The sequence below is a fragment of the Streptomyces sp. NPDC006551 genome (genome assembly GCF_040611675.1).
GTDB lineage: Bacteria > Actinomycetota > Actinomycetes > Streptomycetales > Streptomycetaceae > Streptomyces.
Window position 1 is genome coordinate 289,328 of sequence record NZ_JBEXOT010000001.1, and the last position, 21,947, is coordinate 311,274.

Below are 21,947 nucleotides of genomic sequence, written 5' to 3' on the forward strand. Positions count from 1 at the left end.
GCATAGAGGGGAAAAGGGAGAGCGGCCCTTCCCATCGTGCCGGAAGGGCCGCTCCGAGGTGTTACGGGGCGAGGTGGTCCGGGCCGAATGCCTGCGGAAGCATCTCCGCGAGCGTCACCCGCCCGGCCGGGGTCTCCAGTACCAGCTCGGGGCCGCCGAACTCGTACAGCAGCTGCCGGCACCGGCCGCACGGCACCAGCGGCTCGCCGCGGCCGTCGACGCACACGAAGTGCGTCAGCCGGCCGCCTCCGGTCGCCTGGAGCTGGGAGACGAGCCCGCACTCGGCGCACAGGCCGATGCCGTACGAGGCGTTCTCCACGTTGCAGCCGGAGACCACCCGCCCGTCGTCGACGAGCGCGGCGGCGCCGACGGGGAAGCGGGAGTACGGCGCGTACGCTCGGGACATGGCCTCGCGCGCCGCCGTGCGCAGGGCCTCCCAGTCGGCCTCCGAGACGCCGGGCGTCACTTGCCCTGGCCCTTGCGGTACCGCATGCCGTCCGCCTTGGGCATCCGCAGGCGCTGCGCGGAGAGCGAGAGCACCAGCAGGGTGACGACGTACGGCGTGGCGCTGACGAACTCGGTCGGGACCGTGTCCGTACCGAGGTACCAGATCAGCACGCCGACGGCGATGACGGCGCTGATCGCGGCCGTGATCCAGCGCTTCTTGTACGCCTTCCAGGCCGCCAGGACCACGAGGATCGCGAAGAGCAGCAGGAGCAGGGCGTGCACGGACTGGCCGCCGCTGCGCAGCTGGAGCGCGTCGGCGAAGCCGAACAGGCCCGCGCCCATGGCGAGTCCGCCGGGCCGCCAGTTGCCGAAGATCATCGCGGCGAGGCCGATGTAGCCGCGGCCGCCGGTCTGGCCCTCGTTGTAGATGTGCGAGGTGACCAGCGACAGGAACGCGCCACCGAGTCCGGCGAGTCCGCCGGAGACGATCACGGCGATGTACTTGTACTTGTAGACGTTGACGCCGAGGGACTCGGCGGCGATCGGGTTCTCGCCGCAGGAGCGCAGGCGCAGGCCGAACGGCGTCTTCCACAGCAGGAAGAACGAGCCGATCAGCAGCAGCACGGCGACGACCGTCAGCAGCGAGAGGTTGGTGACCAGGCCGCCGAGGATGCCGGCGACGTCCGAGACCAGGAACCAGTGGTGCCTCTCGACGTCGGCGAGCCAGTCGGAGACCCCCGGCACGGTGATCGAGGTGATGTCCTCGGCCGGCGGGGACTGCTTGGGGCTGCCGCCCTTGGCCGCGGCCTCCCCGGAGTTGAACCACAGCTTGGCGAAGTAGGTGGTGACACCGAGCGCCAGGATGTTGATCGCGATGCCGGAGATGATGTGGTCGACGCCGAAGGTGACGGTGGCGACGGCGTGCAGCAGGCCTCCGAGCATGCCGCCCACGACGCCGGCGAGGACGCCGAGCCAGGGGTCCGTCTGCCAGCCGGCCCAGGCGCCGAAGAAGGTGCCGAGGATCATCATGCCTTCGAGGCCGATGTTGACCACGCCCGCGCGCTCGGCCCACAGACCGCCGAGTCCGGCGAGACCGATCGGCACGGCGAGGGAGAGCGCGGCGCTGATCTGGCCCGCGGAGGTGAGGTCCTGCGCCCCGGTGATCGCCCGCACGGCCGAGAGCGCGAGGAGGGCGCCCGCGACGATCAGCAGGATCACCGGGAGCGAGAGGCGGCGGGTGCGGCCGCCCTTGCCGCCGGCCGCCTTGGGGGCCGCGGGCGGCGGGGTGGAAGTCGCCGTGGCGCTCACGCCGACACCTCCGTCTTGTCGTTGGAACGGGCCTGGGCCGCGAGCTTCTCGCCGACCTGACGCTGCTGGCGCTTGAGGCCGTAGCGGCGGACGACTTCGTAGGCGATGACGACGCAGAGGACGATGACGCCCTGCATGACGCCGACGATCTCCCTGTCGTAGTCCTGGAACTCCAGCTGCTGGCCGCCGCGCTCCAGGAAGGCCCAGAGGATCGCGCCGAGGGCGATGCCGACCGGGTGGTTGCGGCCCAGCAGGGCGATGGCGATGCCGGTGAAGCCGATGCCGAGGGGGAAGCCTCCGCCGTACTCGTACGACTCGTTGAGCAGGGTCGGCATACCGATCAGACCGGCCATGGCACCGGAGATCAGCATGGAGGTGACGACCATCTTCTTGACGTTGACGCCGCTGGCCGCGGCGGCCGTCTCGGACTGGCCGACGGTGCGCAGGTCGAAGCCGAAGCGGGTGCGGGAGAGCGCGAACCAGTACGCGACGCCCGCGAGGACCGCGATCACCACGAAGCCGATGACCGGGGTCGGGGTGGTCGGGAACTCGAAGAAGTGCGAGGACTCCGGCAGCGGGGTCGTGGCGACCTCCGTGCCGGCCTCGTCCAGGTGGCCGAGGCGGCCCGGCTGGAGGAGGTAGCCGATGATCGCGGTGGCGATCATGTTCAGCATGATCGTGGAGACGACCTCGCTGACGCCCCGGGTGGTCTTCAGGACACCGGCGATGCCGGCCCACATGGCGCCGACGATCATCGCGGTGATGATGATCAGCGGGATCTGCACGATGCCGGGCAGCGTCAGCGCGCCGCCGACGGCGGCGGCGAAGAACGCGGCGAGGCGGTACTGGCCGTCGACGCCGATGTTGAACAGGTTCATGCGGAAGCCGATGGCCACCGCGAGACCCGCCAGGTAGTACGTCGTCGCCTTGTTGATGATGTAGACCTGGCTGTCCGACTTCACGCCGTAGTCGAACATGATGCCGAAGGCGCTGAACGGCTCCTTGCCGGTCGCGGCAAGCACCAGGGCGGTGATCAGGAAGGCGGCGACGACCGCGAGGAGCGGTGCCGCGATGCCCAGGAGCAGCCGCTCCTTGTCGATCTTCTTCATCGGGCCTCGTCCTCCGGGCCGTCGGTGCGCTCCGGGCCCGCGGGGCCCTCGGCGCTCTCTTCGTGCTCAAGGTGGCCGGTGGCGGCACCGGTCATGGCCGAGCCCAGCTCCTCCGGCGTGATCGTGGCCGGGTCGGCGTCGGCGACCAGACGGCCGCGGTACATCACGCGCAGCGTGTCGGAGAGGCCGATGAGCTCGTCCAGGTCGGCGGAGATCAGCAGCACCGCGAGGCCTTCGCGGCGGGCCTCGCGGATCTGGTCCCAGATCTGCGCCTGCGCGCCGACGTCCACGCCCCGAGTGGGGTGCGCGGCGATCAGCAGCTTGGGGGCGTGGCTCATCTCGCGGCCGACGATCAGCTTCTGCTGGTTGCCGCCGGAGAGCGAGGCCGCGGTGACGTCGATACCGGGGGTACGGACGTCGTACTCGCGGACGATCCGCTCGGTGTCCCGGCGGGCCGCCTTCAGATCGAGGATGGCGCCCTTGGAGTTGGGCTTCTCGGTGACGTGACCGAGGATGCGGTTCTCCCAGAGAGGGGCCTCCAGGAGCAGACCGTGCCGGTGGCGGTCCTCGGGGATGCAGCCGATGCCGTCCTCGCGCCGCTTGCGGGTCGGCGCGGTGGAGATGTCGGCGCCGTCCAGGGTCAGCACACCGCGGTCGGGGTGGCGCATGCCCATGATCGCGTCGACGAGCTCGGACTGACCGTTGCCCTCGACACCGGCGATGCCCAGGACCTCGCCCTTGTGGATGGTGAACGTGATGCCGTCCAGGACCGCGCGGACCACGCCGTCCGGGTCGACGGCGCTGAGCGACAGGTCCTCGACCGTCAGCATCGGGACGTCCGTCACCGTCGACTCGCGGGTCTCCGGGGAGGGCAGCTCCGTGCCGACCATCAGCTCCGCGAGCTGCTTGGGCGTGGTGGAGGCCGGGTCGGCGGTACCGACCGTCGTGCCGCGCCGGATGACGGTGATGTCGTCCGCGACCGACAGGACCTCGCCCAGCTTGTGCGAGATGAAGATGACGGTCAGGCCCTCGGCCTTGAGCTCGCGCAGGTTGTCGAAGAGCGCGTCGACCTCCTGCGGGACCAGGACGGCGGTCGGCTCGTCGAGGATCAGCGTCCGGGCGCCGCGGTAGAGGACCTTGAGGATCTCCACGCGCTGACGGTCGGCCACGCCCAGGTCCTCCACGAGGACGTCGGGGCGGATGCCGAGGCCGTACGCGTCGGAGATCTCCTTGATCTTGGCGCGTGCCTTGTCGCCGATGCCGTGGAGCTTCTCGGAACCGAGGACGACGTTCTCGAGGACGGTGAGGTTGTCCGCGAGCATGAAGTGCTGGTGCACCATGCCGACACCGCGGGCGATGGCGTCACCGGGGTTGTTGAACGACACCTGCTCGCCGTCGACCGCGATGGTGCCCTCGTCCGGCTTCTGCATGCCGTAGAGGATCTTCATCAGGGTCGACTTGCCCGCTCCGTTCTCGCCCACGAGGGCGTGCACGGTGCCGCGGCGCACGGTGATGTCGATGTCGTGGTTGGCCACGACCCCGGGGAAACGCTTGGTGATGCCGCGGAGTTCTACGGCGTGGGGACTACTGGAGCTGGAGGCTTTGATGGCGCACTCTCCTAGGCAGGGAGCGTGAGGAGGATGAGGCAGGACGCAGGCGCTGTCGGTGGCGAAAAATACCGTGCGGGCCGGGAGCTACGCGCGTAGCGTTCGCGAAATTGTTCAACTGCCCGTGGGCATACGTGTGAAGGGGGCCCGGAGTGTCGGCCGAAGCCGCTCTCCGGGCCCCCCTCCGACGAACGTCAGAGGGTCGTGGCGACCTTGATCTGACCGTCGACGATCTTCTTCTTGGCCTCGTCCAGCTTGGCCTGGATGTCCTTGAGGTGGTCACCCGTGGTGGTCAGGGAGACGCCGTTCTGGGCCAGCGCGTAGGTCTGCGTACCGCTCAACGGCTTGCCGTCCTTGACGGACTTGATCAGGTCGAAGACGCCGGTGTCGACGTTCTTGACGACCGAGGTCATGATCGAGCCGGCGTACTTGGACAGGGCCGGGTCCTTGGCCTGGTCCGAGTCGACGCCGATCGCCCAGGTGCCCGGCTTGGCGGCGACGGCCTCGATGGCGCCGGCGCCCGAGCCGCCCGCGGCGGCGAAGACGACGTCGATGCCCTTGTCGAGCATGCCCTTGGCGGCGGCCTTGCCCTTGTCCGGGGCACCGAAGCCGGAGAGGTCCGTACCGGTGGACAGGTACTGGATCTGGACGTTGGCGCCCGGCTTGGTGTCCTTGACACCCTGCTGGAAGCCGGCGGCGAACTTCTTGATCAGCGGGAGGTCGACACCACCGATGAAGCCGATCTTGCCGTCCTTGGACTTCAGCGCGGCGGCGACACCGGCGAGGTAGGAGCCCTGCTCCTCGGTGAAGACGATCGAGCTGACGTTCTTCTTGTCCGAGACCGAGTCGATCAGACCGAAGGTGGTGTTCGGGAACTTGCCGGCGACCTTGTCGATCGCGTCCTTGTACGCGAAGCCGACACCGATGACCGGGTTGAAGCCGCCCTCGGCCAGCGAGGCGAGGCGCTGCTCACGGTCGGCCGGCGTCTCGCCGTTCTTGGCCGTGAGCTCCTTGGTCTCGACACCGAGGTCGGCCTTGGCCTTGTCCAGGCCGCGCGCGGCGGAGTCGTTGAAGGAGTTGTCGCCACGGCCGCCGACGTCGTAGGCCATGCCGACCTTGATGGTGCCCTTGTCGGAGCCCGTGTCCTCGGTGGAGGACTCCCCGCAGGCGGTGGCAGTGAGAGCGAGAGCCGCAGTGACAGCACACGCGGCGGTGATCTTGGATACCCGGCGCACGAGGAGGTCCCTTCAAGACTGACCGAAAGCGCCTCTTGCGGCGCTGGCTTTTCGGCGATCGTAACGCGCGTAGATGTCAGTTAAAGACCCGTTCACGAGTCGTTACCGGATCGACGCCCACGCGTCGTAGCAGACCGTCATGCAGGCGTGTTGGGGCAACACGCGGGCCATCCGGGCGAGGGGCGCCCCGGCCGGCCGGACCGGCCCGGACGGACCGGCCGGGCGTTGGCCGGATCACGTCGGAGCCGGAGGCCGGATCACGTCGGAGCCGGGGGGCGGAGTGACGTCAGAGCCGGAGGCCGGAGTACGTCAGAGCCTCGGCGCCGCGTCCAGCAGGGCCGCCGCCGTGAAGAGCTCCACGCCGACCTGGATGGCGCGTTCGTCCACGTCGAAATCGCCGGAGTGCAGGTCACGGTGGGTCGGGTCGCCGGGGACGCGGACGCCGAGGCGGGCCATCGCGCCCGGGACGTGCTCCAGGTACCAGGAGAAGTCCTCGCCCCCGAGGCTCTGCTCGGTGTCCTCGATCGCATACGTTCCGCGGCGGGCGGCCATCGCGTCGTACAGGAGATCGGCCACGACCGGGTCGTTGACGACCGGCGGGACGCCGCGGACGTAGTTGATCGTCGACTTGGCGCGGTGGAGGGTCGCGAGCTCGTCGACCGCCGCGTGCACCAGGTCGGGCGCCTCGCGCCAGGTGCGCAGGTCGAGGCAGCGGACGGTGCCGGAGAGTTCGGCGTGCTGCGGGATGACGTTGCAGGCGTGGCCGGACGCGATCCGGCCCCAGGTGACCGAGAGTCCGGCGCGGGCGTCCACCCGGCGGGCCAGCACGGCGGGCACGTCGACGGCGATGCGGGCGGCCGCGGTGACCAGGTCCGTGGTGAGGTGCGGACGGGCGGTGTGACCGCCGGCGCCGTCGAGGGTGACTTCGAGCCGGTCGCAGGCGGAGGTGATGGCGCCGTGGCGCAGTCCGATCCGGCCCGCGTCGACCTTCGGGTCGCAGTGCACGGCGATGATCCGGCCGACCCCGTCCAGGACGCCCGCGGCGATGGCGTCGGCGGCGCCGCCGGGCAGCACCTCCTCGGCGGGCTGGAAGATCAGCCGCACCGCGTTCGGCAGCAGGCCCTGCCGGTCCAGGTCGGCGAGGACGAGCCCGGCGCCCAGGACCGTGGTGGTGTGCACGTCGTGGCCGCAGGCGTGCGCGCGGTTGGGCACGGTGGAGCGGTACGCGACGGTCTTGACGTCCGGGATGGGCAGCGCGTCGATGTCGGCGCGGATCGCCAGCACGGGCCGTACCCCGTCCCAGGTGCCGATGTCGCACACGAGCCCGGTGCCCGCCGCGAGGACCTTCGGCGCGAGGCCGGCCGCCTCCAGACGGGCCTTCAGGGCCGCGGTGGTACGGAACTCCTGGTTGCCGAGCTCGGGGTGCATGTGCAGGTCGCGGCGGAAGTCGATCAGTTCTGCGCGCAGCGAGTCGGACAGCGTTCCGGGCAGAGCGAGGGAGTCGGGCTCACGGGACTTCAACTGGTTCACCTTTTGAAGGGTAGGCCCCCGAAGAGATCAACTGCCCGTTGATCAGAAAAAGTTCAGCCCGATAGGGGAAAGAAACCCGTTTGACGAGGCGTGACGACCATCCCTTGTGGGTAAGCTCACCCGAATTCGAGCCGTTCGACGGCCGGGGTGGCGCGGGTGGTGAGCCGGTCGACCTCGAGGGCCGCGGTGCCGGCGACGCCCGCGAGGAAGCCCCGCGCCCGGGGAGAGACGTTCTCCCGCAGCCACTCGGGGGCGATCTCGCAGACGGCGACCTTGACTCCGGTGCCCTCCAGGGCCAGCGGCAGGGTGTGCACGACCGTGGACGGGAAGCTGACCACCGTACGGCCGATCGGGCCGCGCCGGGCGATCACCTCCAGCGGCAGCTCGGGGCGGACGATCTCCAGGCCGGTCTCCACCGCGATCCGGTGCAGTTTCTCGGTGGACTCGCGGCGGTGGGCGAAGTAGCGGGTCGCTCCGTGGGCGTGGGCGAGATCGGCGACGGCCTTCGTGTACCGGTCGGCGTCGACCACGCCCGTCTCGACGAGTGAGGTCCCGACGAGGTCGGCGCCCCGGGTGAGGCGGGGCGGGCCGAAGCGGGCGCGGGTCCAGGCGAAGGTGTGCGGGGTGACGGTGGTGCCCGGGGGCGGCTCGACCGGCAGCGAGGTGAAGATCTCGACGCTGCGGCGGCGGGTGGGGGCGAGCCGGCGGCGGGCGAGGGCGGAGACGGGAGCGAGGACGAGCTCGCGCGGACCGCGGCTGCCCCGGCGGTGCCAGCGCACCAGGCGCTCGCCACGGGCCAGTTGGGCGGCGAACTCCATCGTGGCGGTGCCGTCGTCGACGACGGTGAGCCGGCGGGGACCGAACAGGGTGAGCAGCAGCTGTACGTAGCGGGAGAACGGGTCCCCGACGATCACCCGGTCCGCGGCCCGCAGCAGCGGGGCCAGCTCCCGCAGCGTACGGACGAGGGCGCCGCGGCCGCCGCGGGCCTCCTGCCAGCGGACGTGGAACCCCTCGTCGCGGGCCAGCTGGGCCATCCGGCGCAGCTGGCCGCGCGACATGGGGTCGGTCGGCGAGAGCACGACGATCGTGAGGCCGGGGGTGGGGCGGGTCTCTTCCCCGGCTCCCGAGGCTCCCGCGGCGAAGGCACCCGGCGGTTCGGCCAGGACGGCCGCCTGACCGCCGGGCGGTTCCGCCGGGGCCCCACCCACCCGTTCGGCCGGGACTCCGGCCTGACCACCCGACGGTTCCGGCGGGGCTCCCGCCTGCCGGTGGCGCTGGGCCGGGAGGGCGGGAAGGCCCGGGAGGCCGGCTTCGGCGGCGAAGACCGTGGCGGCCGGGAGGCCCGCACCGGTGGCGGCCGGGAGGCCGGCCCCGGTGGCGTCGGACGTGGCGGCCGGGAGGCCCACGCCGGTGGCGTCGGACGTGGCGGCCGGGAGGCCCGCGCCGGTGGCGTCGGACGTGGCGGCCGGGAGGCCCGTACCGGGCGTGAACGCCCGGCTCCGGCCGGGGGGCTCGGCGGCGGTCCCCGGAACATGCCCGGCACCCGGCTCCGGCGCGGCCGCGGGCCCCGTGGACGTGTCCGGGGCCGTCGCCGTGCCGCAGGCGCGTGCGTGGGACCACTCCAGGACGTTCAGGAGCTGGACCGGGCTCTCGACGAACGCCAGCTGGCCGGTCATGCGGCGACGAGCCCCTGGACCCGGCGGAGCTTCTTCATCGGGCCGAGCTCCGACTCGTACACCTTCTTGACGCCGTCGCCGAGCGCTGTCTCGATGGTGCGGATGTCGCGGACCAGGCGCTGGAGGCCCTGCGGCTCGACGGACGCGGCCTGGTCGGAGCCCCACATCGCGCGGTCCAGCGTGATGTGGCGCTCGACGAACGTGGCGCCGAGGGCGACGGCGGCCAGCGTGGTCTGGAGGCCGGTCTCGTGGCCGGAGTAGCCGATCGGGACGTTCGGGTACTCCTCCTTGAGGGTGTCGATCACCCGGAGGTTGAGCTCCTCCGCCTTGGCCGGATACGTCGAGGTGGCGTGGCAGAGCAGGATGTTGTCGCTGCCGAGGACCTCGACGGCGTGCCGGATCTGCTTCGGGGTGGACATGCCGGTCGAGAGGATGACCGTACGGCCGGTGGCGCGCAGGGCGCGGAGCAGCTCGTCGTCCGTGAGGGAGGCGGAGGCGACCTTGTGGGCCGGGACGTCGAACTTCTCCAGGAAGGCGACGGCCTCGGTGTCCCACGGCGAGGCGAACCAGTCGATGCCGCGCTTCTCGCAGTGCTCGTCGATGGCGCGGTACTCGTCCTCGCCGAACTCCACGCGGTGGCGGTAGTCGATGTACGTCATCCGGCCCCAGGGGGTGTCGCGCTCGATGTCCCACTGGTCGCGCGGGGTGCAGATCTCGGGCGTGCGCTTCTGGAACTTCACGGCGTCGCAGCCGGCGTCGGCGGCCGCGTCGATGAGCGCGAAGGCGTTGTTCAGGTCGCCGTTGTGGTTGATGCCGATCTCGCCCGTGATGTAGACGGGGTGGCCGGGGCCGGCGAGCTTGCTGCCGAACGTACGGATGCGGGAGTTGGTGCTCATGGTTCGTGTGTTCCTTACGCGTCGGGGGTGTGGAGCTCGGGTCCGAGGAGCCAGGCGGCGATCTCGCGGATGGCTCCGGAGCCACCGGGGGTGACGGTGACCGCACGGGCGGCGGCCCGTACGGAGTCGTGGGCGCTGCTCACCGCGACGGGCCAGCCGACGAGGTGGAAGCAGGGCAGGTCGTTGACGTCGTTGCCGGCGTAGAGCACGCGCTGGGGGTCGATCCCCTGCTCCTCGCACCACTGCTTGAGGGCGAGGTCCTTGCGGTCGATGCCGTGCAGGACGGGGATCTTGAGCTTGCGGGCGCGGGCGGCGACGACGGGGTTCTGTTCGGTGGAGAGGATCAGGAGCGGGACGCCGGCGCGGCGCAGGGCGGCGATGCCGAGGCCGTCGCCGCGGTGGACGGAGACGAACTCGCGTCCCTCGGCGTCGATGTGGACCCGGTCGTCGGTCTGTGTGCCGTCGAAGTCGAGGACGATCGCGTCGACGTCCTCGATCCCGGGGGTGGTGGGGGTGTCGAGCAGTGGGGCGAGCGCGCGGGCGCGGGCGAGGTCGTGCGGATCGTCGATCTCCAGGACCCGGGAGGGGTCGGTGACGACGAGCGCGGTGCGGCCGAAGAAGCGGTGGCGGTGGGTACGGAAGCCCTCGGCGTCCATGGCGTAGACGGCGCCGGTCTCCAGGTACTCGGGCTCGCGGTCCTGGCGCCGGGGGCGGTGCGCCTTGTCGTGGTTGATGCCGTGGGCACCGGGCGCGGGGGCGACCGCGCCGCCGGTGGGTGCCGGGCCGGTGGCCGCTGCGACGGCGCTGCCGGTGGCGGACGCCAAGCCGGTGGCCGCTCCCACCGCGTCGTCGCGGGACGTCGCCGGGCCGGTGTCGGTGCTGACCGTGCTGCCGGAGGCGGACGCCGGGCCGGTGGCCGCTGCGACCACGTCATCGTTGGACGCCGGGCCGGTGTGCGGACCGACCGCGCCGCCGGTGGATGCCGGGCCGTCCGTGGTCGGTGCCGCCGGGCCCTCGCGCCAGAGGAAGCCGTGGGTCGGGGCCACCGTCAGCGCCGTGTCGGCCGTGCCCGAGGTGATCCGGTCGGCCGCCTCGCTCACCTCCTGCGAGGTGAGGAAGGGGCTCGTGCACTGGACGAGGAGGACCACGTCGGCGCGGCGGCCGTGGGTGGCCTCGAAGGCGTCCATCGCGTGGAGGACCGCCGACTCGCTGGTCGCCGTGTCGCCCGCGATCGACGCCGGGCGGTGGATCGCCTCCGCGCCGGCCGCGCGGGCCTCCGCCGCGATCGCCGCGTCGTCCGTGGAGACGACGACGTCGGTGACCGCACGGGCACGGAGGCAGGCGCGGACCGCGCGGGAGACCAGCGGGACGCCCGCCACCGGGGCGAGGTTCTTGGCGGGGACGCCCTTGGACCCGCCCCTCGCGGGGATCACGGCGAGCACGGTGGGGGTCGGCATCAGAGTTCTCCAAGGCGGCGGATGACGGGGGCCACGCGCTGGACGCCGTGGCGGTACGCGCCCCGCGCCGCCTCCCGGACCACACGGCGCAGCCCGCTGTCGCGGGGCTCCGGGGCGGTCACGTCGAGGCGATGGCGGGCGAGGATGCCGGGGAGGTAGCCGGGGGCCGTCTCCGCCGTGTAGTACGGGGCGACCGGGGGCAGTTCGGGCCGGGACAGCAGCTCGCGGACGCGCGCCCGCGCGGCGTCGAAGGAGTTCGCGTACGAACGGTCCGAGGCGACGCCCTGCCGCGCCAGCCACTCCTCGTCCGGCACCGGCCGTACGTCCGCGTCGAGGCGGTCGAAGGAGGTCAGCAGGCCCGAGCCGATGAAGTGGTGGTTGCCGAGCACCTCGCGGACACCCAGATCGGTGAGGATCGCCGTGGGGATGCGCCGGTGCAGCGCTTCGAGCGCGGCCGTCGAGGAGACGGTGACCAGCAGATCGGTCCGGTCGAGCACGTCGCCCATGTGCCCGTACACCAGGCGGAAGTTGGGCGGTACGGCGAGTTCGCGCACCAGCCTCTGGTACGGGAGTTCCTCCAGGTGCGTCGTGTGTTCGCCGGGCTTGGAGCGGAGCTTGAGGAGGACCTCACGCTCCGGATGCGTCCGGGCGTGACCGACGAGCCTGCGCAGCAGGTACGTGCGTTCGGCGCGGGTGGCAGGGACGGACGGCTGGGCGGCGAAGACGAGCGTGTCGCGGCCGGCTTCGGGGGCGTAGGGCGCGCCGCCCAGGAAGGGCAGCGCGGCCTCCACGACCGAGGAGGCGTCGGCGCCCACTCCCTCGTACACCGCGCGGAAACGCTCCGCGTCGTGGCGGGAGTTGGCGAGGACGACGTCCGCGCCGTGACGCAGCAGGAGCCCGTCGGCGAGCTTCTCGTAGACCACTCCGACATAGCCGGTGACGATCACCGGCCGCCGCGGGAGGGAGAGCTCGGCCAGGCCATGCAGTACGGCGCGCACGGTGCCGCCGACGAGGGCGAGGACGACGACGTCGTACCCCTCGTCGCGCGCCGCCGCGTCCCGTACCGCTCGCAGGAACTCCGCGCCCGTCACCTCACGCGGGGGCGTCGTGGACACCCCCGTCTCGATGAGCTGGCGCGCGGTGGGGGTGGCCCGGCCGCGCAGGAGGAAGCCGGTGGGTTCGACGGCCTCGGCCGTGATTCTGCGCGCGGTGAGCGCGCCCCATTTCCACCGGGTGTCGGAGTCTGCGAGTACGGCGACGCGTACCGCTTCTTTGGTACTTGCTGGCACGTCGAGGACGTTAGAGAGGCATTCCGGTTCCCGGCCCAACTGAGCCACAACAAACGGTGAACAGCGCCACTACGCCTTCTGAAAACGCACGGGAAGGGGGTGTCGAAGAAGGGCGGGAGGTGTTTCGCTCAGGGCGGTTAAGGGCCCCGCCGCTTTGTGTTCATCCGGCATCTCTCTGTCGGTCAGGACGAATGCCGGGGTGGCGCATAGCGTCGACGCCGTGGTCAAGCTCTCCGTCGTCGTGCCGTTCTACAACGTGCAGACATACGCCCCGGACACCCTCAGAAGCCTGCGCGCCAACGCCCGTGAGGACTTCGAGTTCCTTCTCGTCGACGACTGCTCGACGGACGGGACCACGGAGCTCCTCGAACGGGCCGTCCGCGAGATTCCGGGTGCCGTCCTGATCCGGCACGAACGCAACGAGGGCCTTGCCACCGCGCGCAACACCGGCCTGGACGCGGCTCGCGGCCGTTACCTCGCCTTCCTCGACGGGGACGACTGGCTCGCACCCGGCTACTACGACCAACTGCTCGTCAGCATCGAGGAGTTGGGGTGCGACTTCCTGCGCACCGACCATGTCCGGGTGACCGGGCGGACCCGTGCGGTGCGCCGGTCTCCGGTCGGGCGGCGGGGCGAGGTGCTGCGGCCCCGGGACGTGATCCTGCCGGCCGGACGGACCACCTCGGTGGACTACCCGTACGCCTGGGCCGGGCTCTACGACCGGCGGCTCCTCGACCGCGGGCTGCTGCGCTTCACCCCCGGGCTGCGGACGGCGGAGGACCGGCCGTGGATCTGGAAGCTGCACCGGGAGGCGGATTCCTTCGCCGCGGTGAGCACGCTGGGAATCTTCTACCGGCGCGGAGTCTCCACATCGCTCACACAGATCGGCGATATCCGACAGCTGGATTTCATTCGCGCTTTCGATCAGGTGATCGACGAAACCGCTAATGATCACGATGCCGACCGCCTTCTCCCGAAGGCCGTACGGACCTATTGCGCGCTCATTTCGCATCACGTCGGAAGCATGGAGCGGTACGAGCCGATGGTGGCGAGGAAATTGCGTGCGATGAGCGCGGCCGCGCTGCGGCGCATGCCGCAGGACGTGCTCGGCGAGGCGCTGGGGTCGATGGACGAGCAGCGGGCGGCCGTGCTGCGCAAGCTGCGCCGAAGCCGGGTGAACGCGAGCGCCTTCCCCCGCGCCCGGAGCACGGAGGCCGCCGCATGAGCACCACCGGGACCACCAGGGTCACGCAGACCACCAGAACCACGCAGATCTTCTACGCCTCCACGCTGTACGGCGCCGTCACCCTGGCCGCCGCCCTGGACAGCGGTTGCTTCGGCCCCGCCGACCGGCGGCTGCTGCTGGTCGCGAACAACGCCGCGGTGCCGGAGACGACCCCCTCACTGGACGAGATGCCCGGCTTCGAGAGGCTGCGCGGCCGGTTCGACGCCGTCCTGTCCTGGAACGAGGCGATCTCCCCGCTCCACCCCGCCGGCTGGACCCCGCGAGCGGACGACCTGCCGCTCCTGGAGCGCCATCTGCGGCTGCTGTGGGGGCTCGGCGACGACCGGTTGGAGATCGCCGTGGAGTCCGTGCAGGTGACCCCCGCGCTGACGATCGCCCGGCTGTTCCCGGACGCGACGCTCGATGTGTACGCGGACGGGTTGATGAGCTACGGCCCGACCCGCAACAAGATCGATCCGCTCGTCGGGCAGCGGGCACGGCGGCTGCTCCACCTCGACCTGGTGCCCGGACTCGAACCCCTGCTGCTCGGGGAGTTCGGGCCGATGGCGACGGTGGTGCCGACGGAGGCGTTCACCAAGGTGGTCGCCGAGCTCGCGGACGGCGCCGCCGCCGGGGACGAGGAGGGCCCCGCGCTGCTGCTCGGCCAGTATCTGGCGGCGCTGGACCTCCTCACGCCCGCCGAGGAGGAGGAGCTGCATGTACGGATGGTCCGTGGCGCGATCGCGCGCGGCCACCGGCGGCTCGTCTTCAAGCCGCATCCGACGGCGCCGGACGCCTGGACGAGGAGCCTGGCCCTGGAGGCGGAGCGCCTCGGGGCCGAACTGACCGTCCTGGACCGGCCCGTGCTCGCCGAGGTGCTGTACCGGGAGCTGCGGCCGGCGCTGGTGGTCGGCTGCTTCTCGACGGCTTTGATGACGGCGCGCGCGTTCTACGGGATCCCGGTCGCCCGGGTCGGCACCGAAAAGCTCCTGACCCGGCTCACCCCGTACCAGAACAGCAACCGCGTGCCGGTCACCCTCGTCGACGTGCTCGTCCCCGATCTGGAGGAGGGCGGCACCGGCGCCCCGGCGGACCCACCGGACCCACCGGACCCGGAGGGGCTGGCCGGTCTGGTCGCGGCGGTCGGTTTCGCGATGCAGCCGAAGATCCGCCCGGACCTGCGCGAGGCCGCCGTACGGCACCTCTCCGGCCCGCTCGCCGAACGCACCCGGCACCACTTCACGCGCCGCCGCCTCACCGTCCTCGGCCTCCCGGGCGGCCTCCCGGTCCCCCGCCACCCCAGGGTCCGCCGGCTGGCGCGCCGTGCGCTGAAGCTGAAGCGGGCGCTGATCCGATAGACGACGGCGTGGAGACGGCGTCGGGGGCCCGCCCGGGCCCCCGCACGCCGCATGCCCTACGCCCGGCTGACCGGTTCCTGGAGCTCCGTCACCCACTGGGAGCGGTCGTCCGGGCACTCCAGATACAGCTCGCGGGCGTACCCCGCCGACCGGTAGCCGTGGGCGTCGATCCAGGTGGCCAGGGTCTGGGCGGTCGGCAGGATGTCGTCCATCGGACCCCGGTGGACGACCGTCGCCGCCTGCTCCAGGCCGGGCAGGACGAGGAAGTCGACCCCCTCCGCCGCGGCCCCGGCCGGGACCGTCATGCCGGCGTGCACGACGACCGAGCCGTCGCCCCGGCCGGCGTCCTCGTAGTACGCGATCCCCGGCCCGAAACCGGTGACGCCCGCGGCGTCGAGCCGGGCGCACAGCTCGTCGTACAGCGGCTGGACGACCGGGCCGATGTCGCCGGGGCCGAAACTCGCGGCCACCCCGCTCAGCTCGGCGACGCGCACCGGGGAAACCTTCTTGATCACGACGTCCTGCGTGGACATGTGTCCCTCGCTCTCGATGGCCCGGAGCCTCGCGCCGACCTGTGCGAGCCGTCCCGCCGCCTCCGCCAGGGCCGTTTGCAGCTCGGCCTGGCGCAGCCGCAGCATCCCGCGCAGCTCCTCCGCGCCGACCTGCTCGTCGAGGATCGACCCCACCTGATCGAGGGTGAGGCCGAGCTCCTTGAGCGCGATGACACGGTTGAGCCGGGCGAGCTGCCCCGCCTCGTAGAAGCGGTAGCCGCTGTGCGGGTCGACATGGGCCGGGCGCAGCAGTCCGATGGCGTCGTAGTGGCGCAGCATGCGGACCGACACCCGCCCGTGCCGGGCGAAGTCTCCGATGGTGAACATGACGCCCCCTACGCAACGGCCTCACACGGTGTCAGGGTCAAGCGCCCGCCAGCGAGAGCTTGGCGGCGAAGCCGAGGAAGAGGGCTCCGGCGGCCGTCGTCGCCCCCGCCGCGAGCCGCCGGCGGCTGCGGAACGCGGCCGCGAGCCGCGTCCCGCCGAATATCAGGGTCGTGAGGTAGAGGAAGCTGCCGAGCTGGAGCAGCGTGCCGAGGACCAGGAAGGACAGGGCCGGATAGGCGTATCCGGGGTCCACGAACTGCACGAAGAACGAGATCAGGAAGAGGATCGCCTTCGGATTGAACAGGCTGATGATCAGCGCGCGGCGGTACGGATTCTCGCCCGGGGCCGCCGCTTCCGGCGCGGGTTCACCGGCGGGGACCTCGCCCCGGGAGCGCCACATGGACCAGGCCGCCCGCAGCATGCCGTACGCCATCCAGGCCAGATAGCCCGCGCCCGCGTACTTCACGATCATGAAGAGCAGGGGCGTGGTCTGCAGGAGCGAGGCCGCGCCGAGCGCGGCCAGCGTCATCAGGACCGCGTCGCCGGTGAAGACGCCGGCGGCGGCTTTGTATCCGGTCCGGGTGCCCTTGCGGGCGGCGACGGACAGCACGTACAGCGAGTTCGGCCCCGGCAGAAGGATGATGAGGACGAGGCCCGCGAGATAGGTCGGCAGATCGGTGACACCCAGCATGAGAGGGAGTGTCGCACGCGAGTACGACACTCCCTCTCGGTGTTCCGTATGCCGGAAGATCCGAAGAACGGAAGATCAGGATCAGAAGGCGTCGGTCGGGACGTAGGTGCCCCAGACCTCGCGCAGCGCGTTGCAGACCTCGCCGACCGTCGCGCGCGCCTTGAGGGCGTCCTTCATCGGGTAGAGCACGTTGTCCGTGCCCTCGGCCGCCTTCTTCAGCTCCGCGAGCGCCGCGTCGACGGCCGCCTGGTCCCGCTCGGCGCGCAGCTTGGCCAGCCGCTCGGCCTGCTGGGCCTCGATCGCCGGGTCCACCCGCAGCGGCTCGTACGGCTCCTCGACGTCGACCGTGTAGCGGTTGACGCCGACGACGACCCGCTCGCCGCTGTCGGTCTCCTGCGCGATGCGGTAGGCGGAACGCTCGATCTCGCTCTTCTGGAAGCCGCGTTCGATCGCGTTGACCGCGCCGCCCAGCTCCTCGACCTTCTCCATCAGCGCGAGCGCCGCGGCTTCCACGTCGTCGGTCATCTTCTCGACGACGTACGAACCGGCGAAGGGGTCGACGGTGGCGGTGACGTCCGTCTCGTAGGCGAGGACCTGCTGCGTCCGCAGCGCCAGCCGGGCGCTCTTGTCGGTCGGCAGGGCGATGGCCTCGTCGAAGGAGTTCGTGTGCAGCGACTGCGTACCGCCGAGGACGGCCGCGAGACCCTGGACGGCGACGCGCACCAGGTTGACCTCGGGCTGCTGGGCGGTGAGCTGCACCCCCGCGGTCTGGGTGTGGAAGCGGAGCATCAGCGACTTGGGATTCTTCGCGCCGAACTCCTCCTTCATCACCCGCGCCCAGATCCGGCGGGCGGCCCGGAACTTCGCGACCTCCTCGAGGATGGTGGTGCGGGCCACGAAGAAGAAGGAGAGCCGGGGCGCGAAGTCGTCCACGTCCATGCCGGCGGCGACGGCGGTACGGACGTACTCGATGCCGTCGGCGAGGGTGAACGCGATCTCCTGCGCGGGCGAGGCACCGGCCTCGGCCATGTGGTAGCCGGAGATCGAGATGGTGTTCCACTTCGGGATCTCGGCCTTGCAGTACTTGAAGATGTCCGCGATCAGCCGCAGCGACGGCTTGGGCGGGAAGATGTACGTGCCGCGGGCGATGTACTCCTTCAGCACGTCGTTCTGGATCGTGCCGGTCAGCTGGTCGGCGGGGACGCCCTGCTCCTCGCCCACGAGTTGGTAGAGCAGGAGCAGGAGGGAGGCGGGGGCGTTGATGGTCATCGAGGTGGAGACCTTGTCCAGCGGGATCCCGCCGAACAGCACGCGCATGTCGTCGATCGAGTCGATGGCCACACCGACCTTGCCGACCTCGCCGTGCGCGATCGGAGCGTCCGAGTCGTGGCCCATCTGGGTCGGCAGGTCGAAGGCGACGGACAGGCCCATCGTGCCGTTGTCGATCAGCTGCTTGTAGCGGGCGTTGGACTCGACGGCGGTGCCGAAGCCCGCGTACTGCCGCATGGTCCACGGCCGGCCGGTGTACATCGACGGGTACACGCCGCGCGTGAAGGGGTACGAGCCCGGCTCGCCCAGCTTCTCGGCGGGATCCCACCCGTCCAGGGCGTCCGGTCCGTAGACCGGCTCAATGGGCAGTCCCGACTCCGACTCGCGCGCCATCTGTTGTGCCTCCCGATAGACCTACTGAGTGGTACCGACCCTCGCGACGGACTGTAGCGGCGGCCGTGCGGCCGGTGGAGGGCCGCACGCTGGGACCTTCCTCACAACATGCTCCGTTCTTCATGCTCCGTACTTCATGCTCCGCGTTTCGGACGGGTGCGCAACCAACGGGGCGCGGGAAGCATCCCTAGGTACACACACTCGTCCGGGGGGCACCGATGCAGCGTTCGTCCGTCATACGCAGAGCACTTCTCGCCGCGGCAGCCGTGGCACTGGCCACCGGCTGTACGGCGCAGGCGGCCGGTACGGGAGGGACGGCGAGCCCGTCATCCTCCGCTCCGTCCGCTTCCTCCTCGGCTCCGGCGCCCAGTCCCTCGTCCCCGACGGCGTCGGCCACGGCGGACGACAAGCCGTCGTCCTCGTCCACGCCGGACAAGCCGGCGGGCAAGGTCCTGATGGACGACGGCGACGAGAGCGCGCAGGTGCGCGAGCTGCAGGCGCGGCTGCGTCAGATCGGATACTTCGACCGGGCGCCCACCGGGTTCTACGGCACGATGACCGCGGGGGCGGTCAAGGGCTTCCAGAAGAAGCGGGAGCTGCCGCTGACCGGTTCCGTGGACGAGACCACCTGGCAGCGGCTGCTCGCGATGACCCGGGAGCCGACGGCCGACGAGCTGAAGCCGTCCACGACGAACAAGCTGGACAAGCCGGACGCCCGCTGCATGACGGGCCGGGTGCTGTGCATCAGCAAGGAGAGCCGGACGCTGGCCTGGATGATCGACGGCAAGGTCGTGTCGTCGATGGACGTGCGCTTCGGCTCCGAGAACACCCCCACCCGCGAGGGCACGTTCAGCGTCGGCTGGAAGGCCAAGGACTGGAAGTCGACGATCTACCACACGCCGATGCCGTACGCGATGTTCTTCAGCGGCGGTCAGGCCGTGCACTACTCGTCGGACTTCGCGGCCCGTGGCTACAACGGGGCCTCGCACGGCTGTGTCAACGTCCGTGACCGGGGGAAGATCGCGGCGCTCTTCGACCAGGTGAAGGTCGGCGACAAGGTCGTCGTCCACTGGTGAGCGTCGGGTGAGCGGCCGGTGAGAAAGGGGGCGCGGGTGGGACCGGGGGAACGTGTCCCACCCGCGCCAGTGCGCAGAGCCGAAGGTACGGGGGGAACCCCGGCTCCATGCGCGGCCGATGACCAGTCGGCTCACTCAGTACTGCGTCGGCGAGCCGAAAAGTGTCACACCTCGTATGTCACGGGCTCTTCGGCGGCCGGTTCGGGCGTCTCCACGGGGGCGGCGAGGGTCTTCCGGGCGTGGTGGGGGCCCTTGCCCTGGTCACCGGCGCGGCTCTTGGCCGGGTCGCTTCCCCGGGCACCGCGCGCACCGCTGTTCCCGTGACCCGTGCCCTTGCCGCCGGAAGCGGAAGATCCGGTGCTGCCCGTGCCGGGACCGGAAGATCCGGCGGGGCCGCCCGCGGAACCGGCTCGATCGCCCTCTCCGTCGGCGGAGCCGTCGTCGTCCTTGCCGGCGGAGGAGTCGCCCCCGGACGTGCGGCCGGTCGCGCCGGTCACGCCGGTCACGCCGCCCGTGGCGGCGGAGTCGCTCGCTCCGGCCGAGCCGCCGGCCAGGACGCGGTCGCAGAAGCCCGAGACGCTCTCGCCCTTCTTGGCCGCGCCGGCGAGCCGCTGCCGGTCGCTGTCGTCCAGGCGTCCGGCGCGGTAGTCCTTACACCACTTGACGGTCTTGGCGCGCAGGTCCGCGGCGTCCTTCGTGGAACCGTCCGCGCTCCTCCCGGGCGTCGGGTCACCGTCGCCCTGCCCTTCCGTGCCGCCGGCGGTGGCGGGGGGCGCGCTCGACGAGGGCGACGGGCCGGGGGAACGGCCGTCACCGGTCCCCGGAGGCGCCGACGGCGTACCCGTACCGCCGCCGTCGTCCGGGGAGTCGGACGTGAAGGGCTCCGGCGTGTCGGCCACCGTGACGGACGCGGCGGGCTCGGGGGCGTCGTCGAACGGCCGGGGCAGCAGCCCCGTGCCGGCGGCGACGGCGACCCCGCCGACGGCGACGGCCGCGACCGCGGCGGCCAGGCCGTACCGCAGCGAGCGGCCCCACCGGCGGGCGGTGGGCAGCGGAGCCGCGACCCGTACGCGGTCGAGTTCGGCGACGGGCGCGGGCGCACCGGCGGGCGAGGAGACGAAGGAGGGGGCCGGGGACGAGGCGGCGAGAGACGCCCGCTCGGCCGTGGCCTTGCGGAAGGCGGCCAGCGCGGCCGCCTCGCCGGGAAGTTCGGCCTCCGCCGCGAGGACGGGCGGCACGGGACGCGCCGACGCGAGGGCCTGCGCGAGGCGTTCGGCCTGTTCGCGGGCGTGATCGTCGACGGGGTCGACCGGCTCGCCGCGCAGCAACCGCTCCGCGGCCTCCTGGTCGAGCCACTGGTACCGCTCGTCGGCCATCACATGTCCTTCTGCGTACACGCGCGCGATTGCGTCACACCACCGGGGGCCGGGGCGCCCGGTCTGCGGCCACGTTGCGGCGGTACGCCCCCGAGCGGGGCCGTGCCGGCGTCGGCGCCGTCGGCACCGAGAAGTTCGGCGAGCCGCTTGAGGCCGCGGTGCGCCGCGGTCCGTACGGCTCCGGGGCGTTTGCCGAGGGTGTCGGCGGCGCTCTTGGCGTCCAGGCCGACGACGACCCGCAGGACCACGGCCTCGGCCTGGTCCTGGGGGAGCTGTGCGATCAGATTCATCGTGTGGCCGGTGGCCAGTGCTTCCATGGCCTCGTCCGCCGTGTCGGAGTCGGCGGGCTTGTCGGTGAGTTCGGTCTCGTCTCCGCCCACGGCGGGGCGTCTGCCGCGCATCCGGATGTGGTCGAGCGCCCGGTTGCGGGCGATACGGGCCGCCCAGCCACGGAACCGGTCGGCGTCGCCGCTGAAGCGGTCGAGATCGCGGGCGATCTGGAGCCAGGCCTCGGAGGCGACATCCTCGGCGTCGGCGTCGCCGACGAGCGTCCTCATGTAACCGAGCAGCCGGGGATGCACGGCGCGGTACACAGTACGGAAGGCGCCCTCGTCCCCGTCCTGCGCAGCGAGCACCGCGGCCGTCAGCTCCGCGTCGTCCCCCAGCACTCCCCACAACCTGTTCGTCATCGCGGCTGGTCACCACCGCCACCACGCCGCCTGGCGCAGAGCAGCACGCTACGTCCTTTCCCGTGGCGGCGTCCATGTTCGTCCGGTCTTTGCACAAACTGCAACCTTCCACCGACGGGCTGCGGTGTGACACAAAACGCATGCGCGGCGCTGAGAGAAGTACGGGGCCGTGCTGCGGCCCCGGCGGACGGCGACCGGGGCCTCTCCTGTGGGGGGTGGCGGCCCCGGTCGTCCTCCTTTCCCCCGCCCTGATCAGGCCATGCCCAGGGCGCGAGGCTTCCGCATGACCAACTGTGACCAACGCGTCCGGGTGTCCGCCTGATCCGCCCCAGGCCGCGAGCGCCATCCCGGGCGGAGGGCCGGTTCGGCCCGGATGACGCCCACGCACGTCTCGGGCCCGCCACCAGCACCCGGCGCAACGCCCCCTCTCGAGGGCCG

The 21,947-nt window shown here is 71.7% G+C and carries 18 protein-coding genes; 3 read left to right on the plus strand and 15 right to left on the minus strand.

Features of this window, described 5'->3' with window-relative positions:
• Positions 1–61: 61 nt before the first annotated feature.
• The 10 genes from ABZY12_RS01245 to ABZY12_RS01290 all read right to left on the minus strand — a co-directional run bounded on the left by ABZY12_RS01245 (position 62) and on the right by ABZY12_RS01290 (position 12,554).
• On the minus strand, positions 62–466 hold the full coding sequence (locus tag ABZY12_RS01245) for a cytidine deaminase (RefSeq protein WP_356885837.1): 405 nt from the start codon (positions 464–466) through the stop codon (positions 62–64).
• Positions 463–1,755, minus strand: coding sequence for an ABC transporter permease (locus tag ABZY12_RS01250; protein ID WP_356885839.1), 1,293 nt, complete (start codon positions 1,753–1,755; stop codon positions 463–465). Before ABZY12_RS01250 ends, ABZY12_RS01245 begins: the two co-directional genes overlap by 4 nt.
• The gene (locus ABZY12_RS01255) at positions 1,752–2,864 is read right to left on the minus strand and encodes an ABC transporter permease (protein WP_356885841.1); all 1,113 of its coding nucleotides are present in this window, start codon (positions 2,862–2,864) and stop codon (positions 1,752–1,754) included. Before ABZY12_RS01255 ends, ABZY12_RS01250 begins: the two co-directional genes overlap by 4 nt.
• Positions 2,861–4,471: an ABC transporter ATP-binding protein gene (locus ABZY12_RS01260; RefSeq protein ID WP_356886262.1), complete on the minus strand. Its 1,611-nt coding sequence runs from the start codon at positions 4,469–4,471 to the stop codon at positions 2,861–2,863. The genes ABZY12_RS01255 and ABZY12_RS01260 overlap by 4 nt, the downstream gene beginning before the upstream one ends.
• Before the next feature lie 194 nt (positions 4,472–4,665).
• Complete coding sequence (locus tag ABZY12_RS01265; RefSeq protein WP_356885843.1) at positions 4,666–5,706, minus strand: BMP family ABC transporter substrate-binding protein; 1,041 nt, start codon at positions 5,704–5,706, stop codon at positions 4,666–4,668.
• A gap of 309 nt (positions 5,707–6,015) precedes the next feature.
• Positions 6,016–7,236 (minus strand): amidohydrolase, encoded by a 1,221-nt coding sequence (locus ABZY12_RS01270; protein ID WP_356885845.1) that lies wholly within the window; start codon positions 7,234–7,236, stop codon positions 6,016–6,018.
• Positions 7,237–7,352: 116 nt separating this feature from the next.
• Positions 7,353–8,294, minus strand: coding sequence for a hypothetical protein (locus ABZY12_RS01275; RefSeq protein ID WP_356886264.1), 942 nt, complete (start codon positions 8,292–8,294; stop codon positions 7,353–7,355).
• Between the two features lie 614 nt (positions 8,295–8,908).
• Positions 8,909–9,808, minus strand: a complete 900-nt coding sequence (locus ABZY12_RS01280) for an N-acetylneuraminate synthase family protein (RefSeq protein ID WP_356885847.1) — start codon at positions 9,806–9,808, stop codon at positions 8,909–8,911.
• Positions 9,809–9,822: 14 nt separating this feature from the next.
• Positions 9,823–11,265 carry an HAD hydrolase family protein gene (locus ABZY12_RS01285; protein ID WP_356885849.1) on the minus strand — a complete coding sequence of 481 codons (1,443 nt, stop codon included), beginning with the start codon at positions 11,263–11,265 and terminating at the stop codon, positions 9,823–9,825.
• The gene (locus tag ABZY12_RS01290; RefSeq protein WP_356885851.1) at positions 11,265–12,554 is read right to left on the minus strand and encodes a DUF6716 putative glycosyltransferase; all 1,290 of its coding nucleotides are present in this window, start codon (positions 12,552–12,554) and stop codon (positions 11,265–11,267) included. Before ABZY12_RS01290 ends, ABZY12_RS01285 begins: the two co-directional genes overlap by 1 nt.
• A gap of 220 nt (positions 12,555–12,774) precedes the next feature.
• Here ABZY12_RS01290 and ABZY12_RS01295 point away from each other — a divergent pair, with 220 nt between their 5' ends.
• Positions 12,775–13,779 carry a glycosyltransferase family 2 protein gene (locus ABZY12_RS01295; RefSeq protein ID WP_356886266.1) on the plus strand — a complete coding sequence of 335 codons (1,005 nt, stop codon included), beginning with the start codon at positions 12,775–12,777 and terminating at the stop codon, positions 13,777–13,779.
• On the plus strand, positions 13,776–15,137 hold the full coding sequence (locus ABZY12_RS01300; protein ID WP_356885853.1) for an alpha-2,8-polysialyltransferase family protein: 1,362 nt from the start codon (positions 13,776–13,778) through the stop codon (positions 15,135–15,137). Before ABZY12_RS01295 ends, ABZY12_RS01300 begins: the two co-directional genes overlap by 4 nt.
• A 56-nt stretch (positions 15,138–15,193) precedes the next feature.
• Here the strand turns inward: ABZY12_RS01300 and ABZY12_RS01305 are convergent, their stop codons facing one another.
• From ABZY12_RS01305 to ABZY12_RS01315, 3 genes are all read right to left on the minus strand, one after another.
• On the minus strand, positions 15,194–16,015 hold the full coding sequence (locus tag ABZY12_RS01305; RefSeq protein ID WP_356885855.1) for a MerR family transcriptional regulator: 822 nt from the start codon (positions 16,013–16,015) through the stop codon (positions 15,194–15,196).
• A gap of 37 nt (positions 16,016–16,052) precedes the next feature.
• Positions 16,053–16,706, minus strand: coding sequence for a leucine efflux protein LeuE (leuE, locus tag ABZY12_RS01310; protein ID WP_356885857.1), 654 nt, complete (start codon positions 16,704–16,706; stop codon positions 16,053–16,055).
• A gap of 81 nt (positions 16,707–16,787) precedes the next feature.
• Positions 16,788–18,368, minus strand: coding sequence for a methylmalonyl-CoA mutase family protein (locus tag ABZY12_RS01315; protein ID WP_356885859.1), 1,581 nt, complete (start codon positions 18,366–18,368; stop codon positions 16,788–16,790).
• A 218-nt stretch (positions 18,369–18,586) separates the two neighbouring features.
• Between ABZY12_RS01315 and ABZY12_RS01320 the strand changes: the two genes are divergently transcribed.
• Positions 18,587–19,444: a L,D-transpeptidase family protein gene (locus ABZY12_RS01320; RefSeq protein ID WP_356885861.1), complete on the plus strand. Its 858-nt coding sequence runs from the start codon at positions 18,587–18,589 to the stop codon at positions 19,442–19,444.
• 164 nt (positions 19,445–19,608) lie between these two features.
• Here the strand turns inward: ABZY12_RS01320 and ABZY12_RS01325 are convergent, their stop codons facing one another.
• Both ABZY12_RS01325 and ABZY12_RS01330 read right to left on the minus strand, forming a co-directional pair.
• Entirely contained in the window at positions 19,609–20,820 is a 1,212-nt protein-coding gene (locus tag ABZY12_RS01325) for a hypothetical protein (protein ID WP_356885863.1), read from the minus strand.
• Positions 20,820–21,488 carry an RNA polymerase sigma factor gene (locus ABZY12_RS01330; RefSeq protein WP_356886268.1) on the minus strand — a complete coding sequence of 223 codons (669 nt, stop codon included), beginning with the start codon at positions 21,486–21,488 and terminating at the stop codon, positions 20,820–20,822. Before ABZY12_RS01330 ends, ABZY12_RS01325 begins: the two co-directional genes overlap by 1 nt.
• Positions 21,489–21,947 lie beyond the last annotated feature (459 nt).

Coding starts and splice junctions, on each gene's coding strand:
- ABZY12_RS01320 (WP_356885861.1), top strand. CDS start 18,587: ATGCAGCGTTCGTCCGTCATACGCAGAGCACTTCTCGCCGCGGCAGCC.
- ABZY12_RS01315 (WP_356885859.1), bottom strand. CDS start 18,368: ATGGCGCGCGAGTCGGAGTCGGGACTGCCCATTGAGCCGGTCTACGGA.
- leuE (WP_356885857.1), bottom strand. CDS start 16,706: ATGCTGGGTGTCACCGATCTGCCGACCTATCTCGCGGGCCTCGTCCTC.
- ABZY12_RS01305 (WP_356885855.1), bottom strand. CDS start 16,015: ATGTTCACCATCGGAGACTTCGCCCGGCACGGGCGGGTGTCGGTCCGC.
- ABZY12_RS01285 (WP_356885849.1), bottom strand. CDS start 11,265: ATGCCGACCCCCACCGTGCTCGCCGTGATCCCCGCGAGGGGCGGGTCC.
- ABZY12_RS01275 (WP_356886264.1), bottom strand. CDS start 8,294: ATGTCGCGCGGCCAGCTGCGCCGGATGGCCCAGCTGGCCCGCGACGAG.
- ABZY12_RS01300 (WP_356885853.1), top strand. CDS start 13,776: ATGAGCACCACCGGGACCACCAGGGTCACGCAGACCACCAGAACCACG.
- ABZY12_RS01280 (WP_356885847.1), bottom strand. CDS start 9,808: ATGAGCACCAACTCCCGCATCCGTACGTTCGGCAGCAAGCTCGCCGGC.
- ABZY12_RS01255 (WP_356885841.1), bottom strand. CDS start 2,864: ATGAAGAAGATCGACAAGGAGCGGCTGCTCCTGGGCATCGCGGCACCG.
- ABZY12_RS01325 (WP_356885863.1), bottom strand. CDS start 20,820: ATGGCCGACGAGCGGTACCAGTGGCTCGACCAGGAGGCCGCGGAGCGG.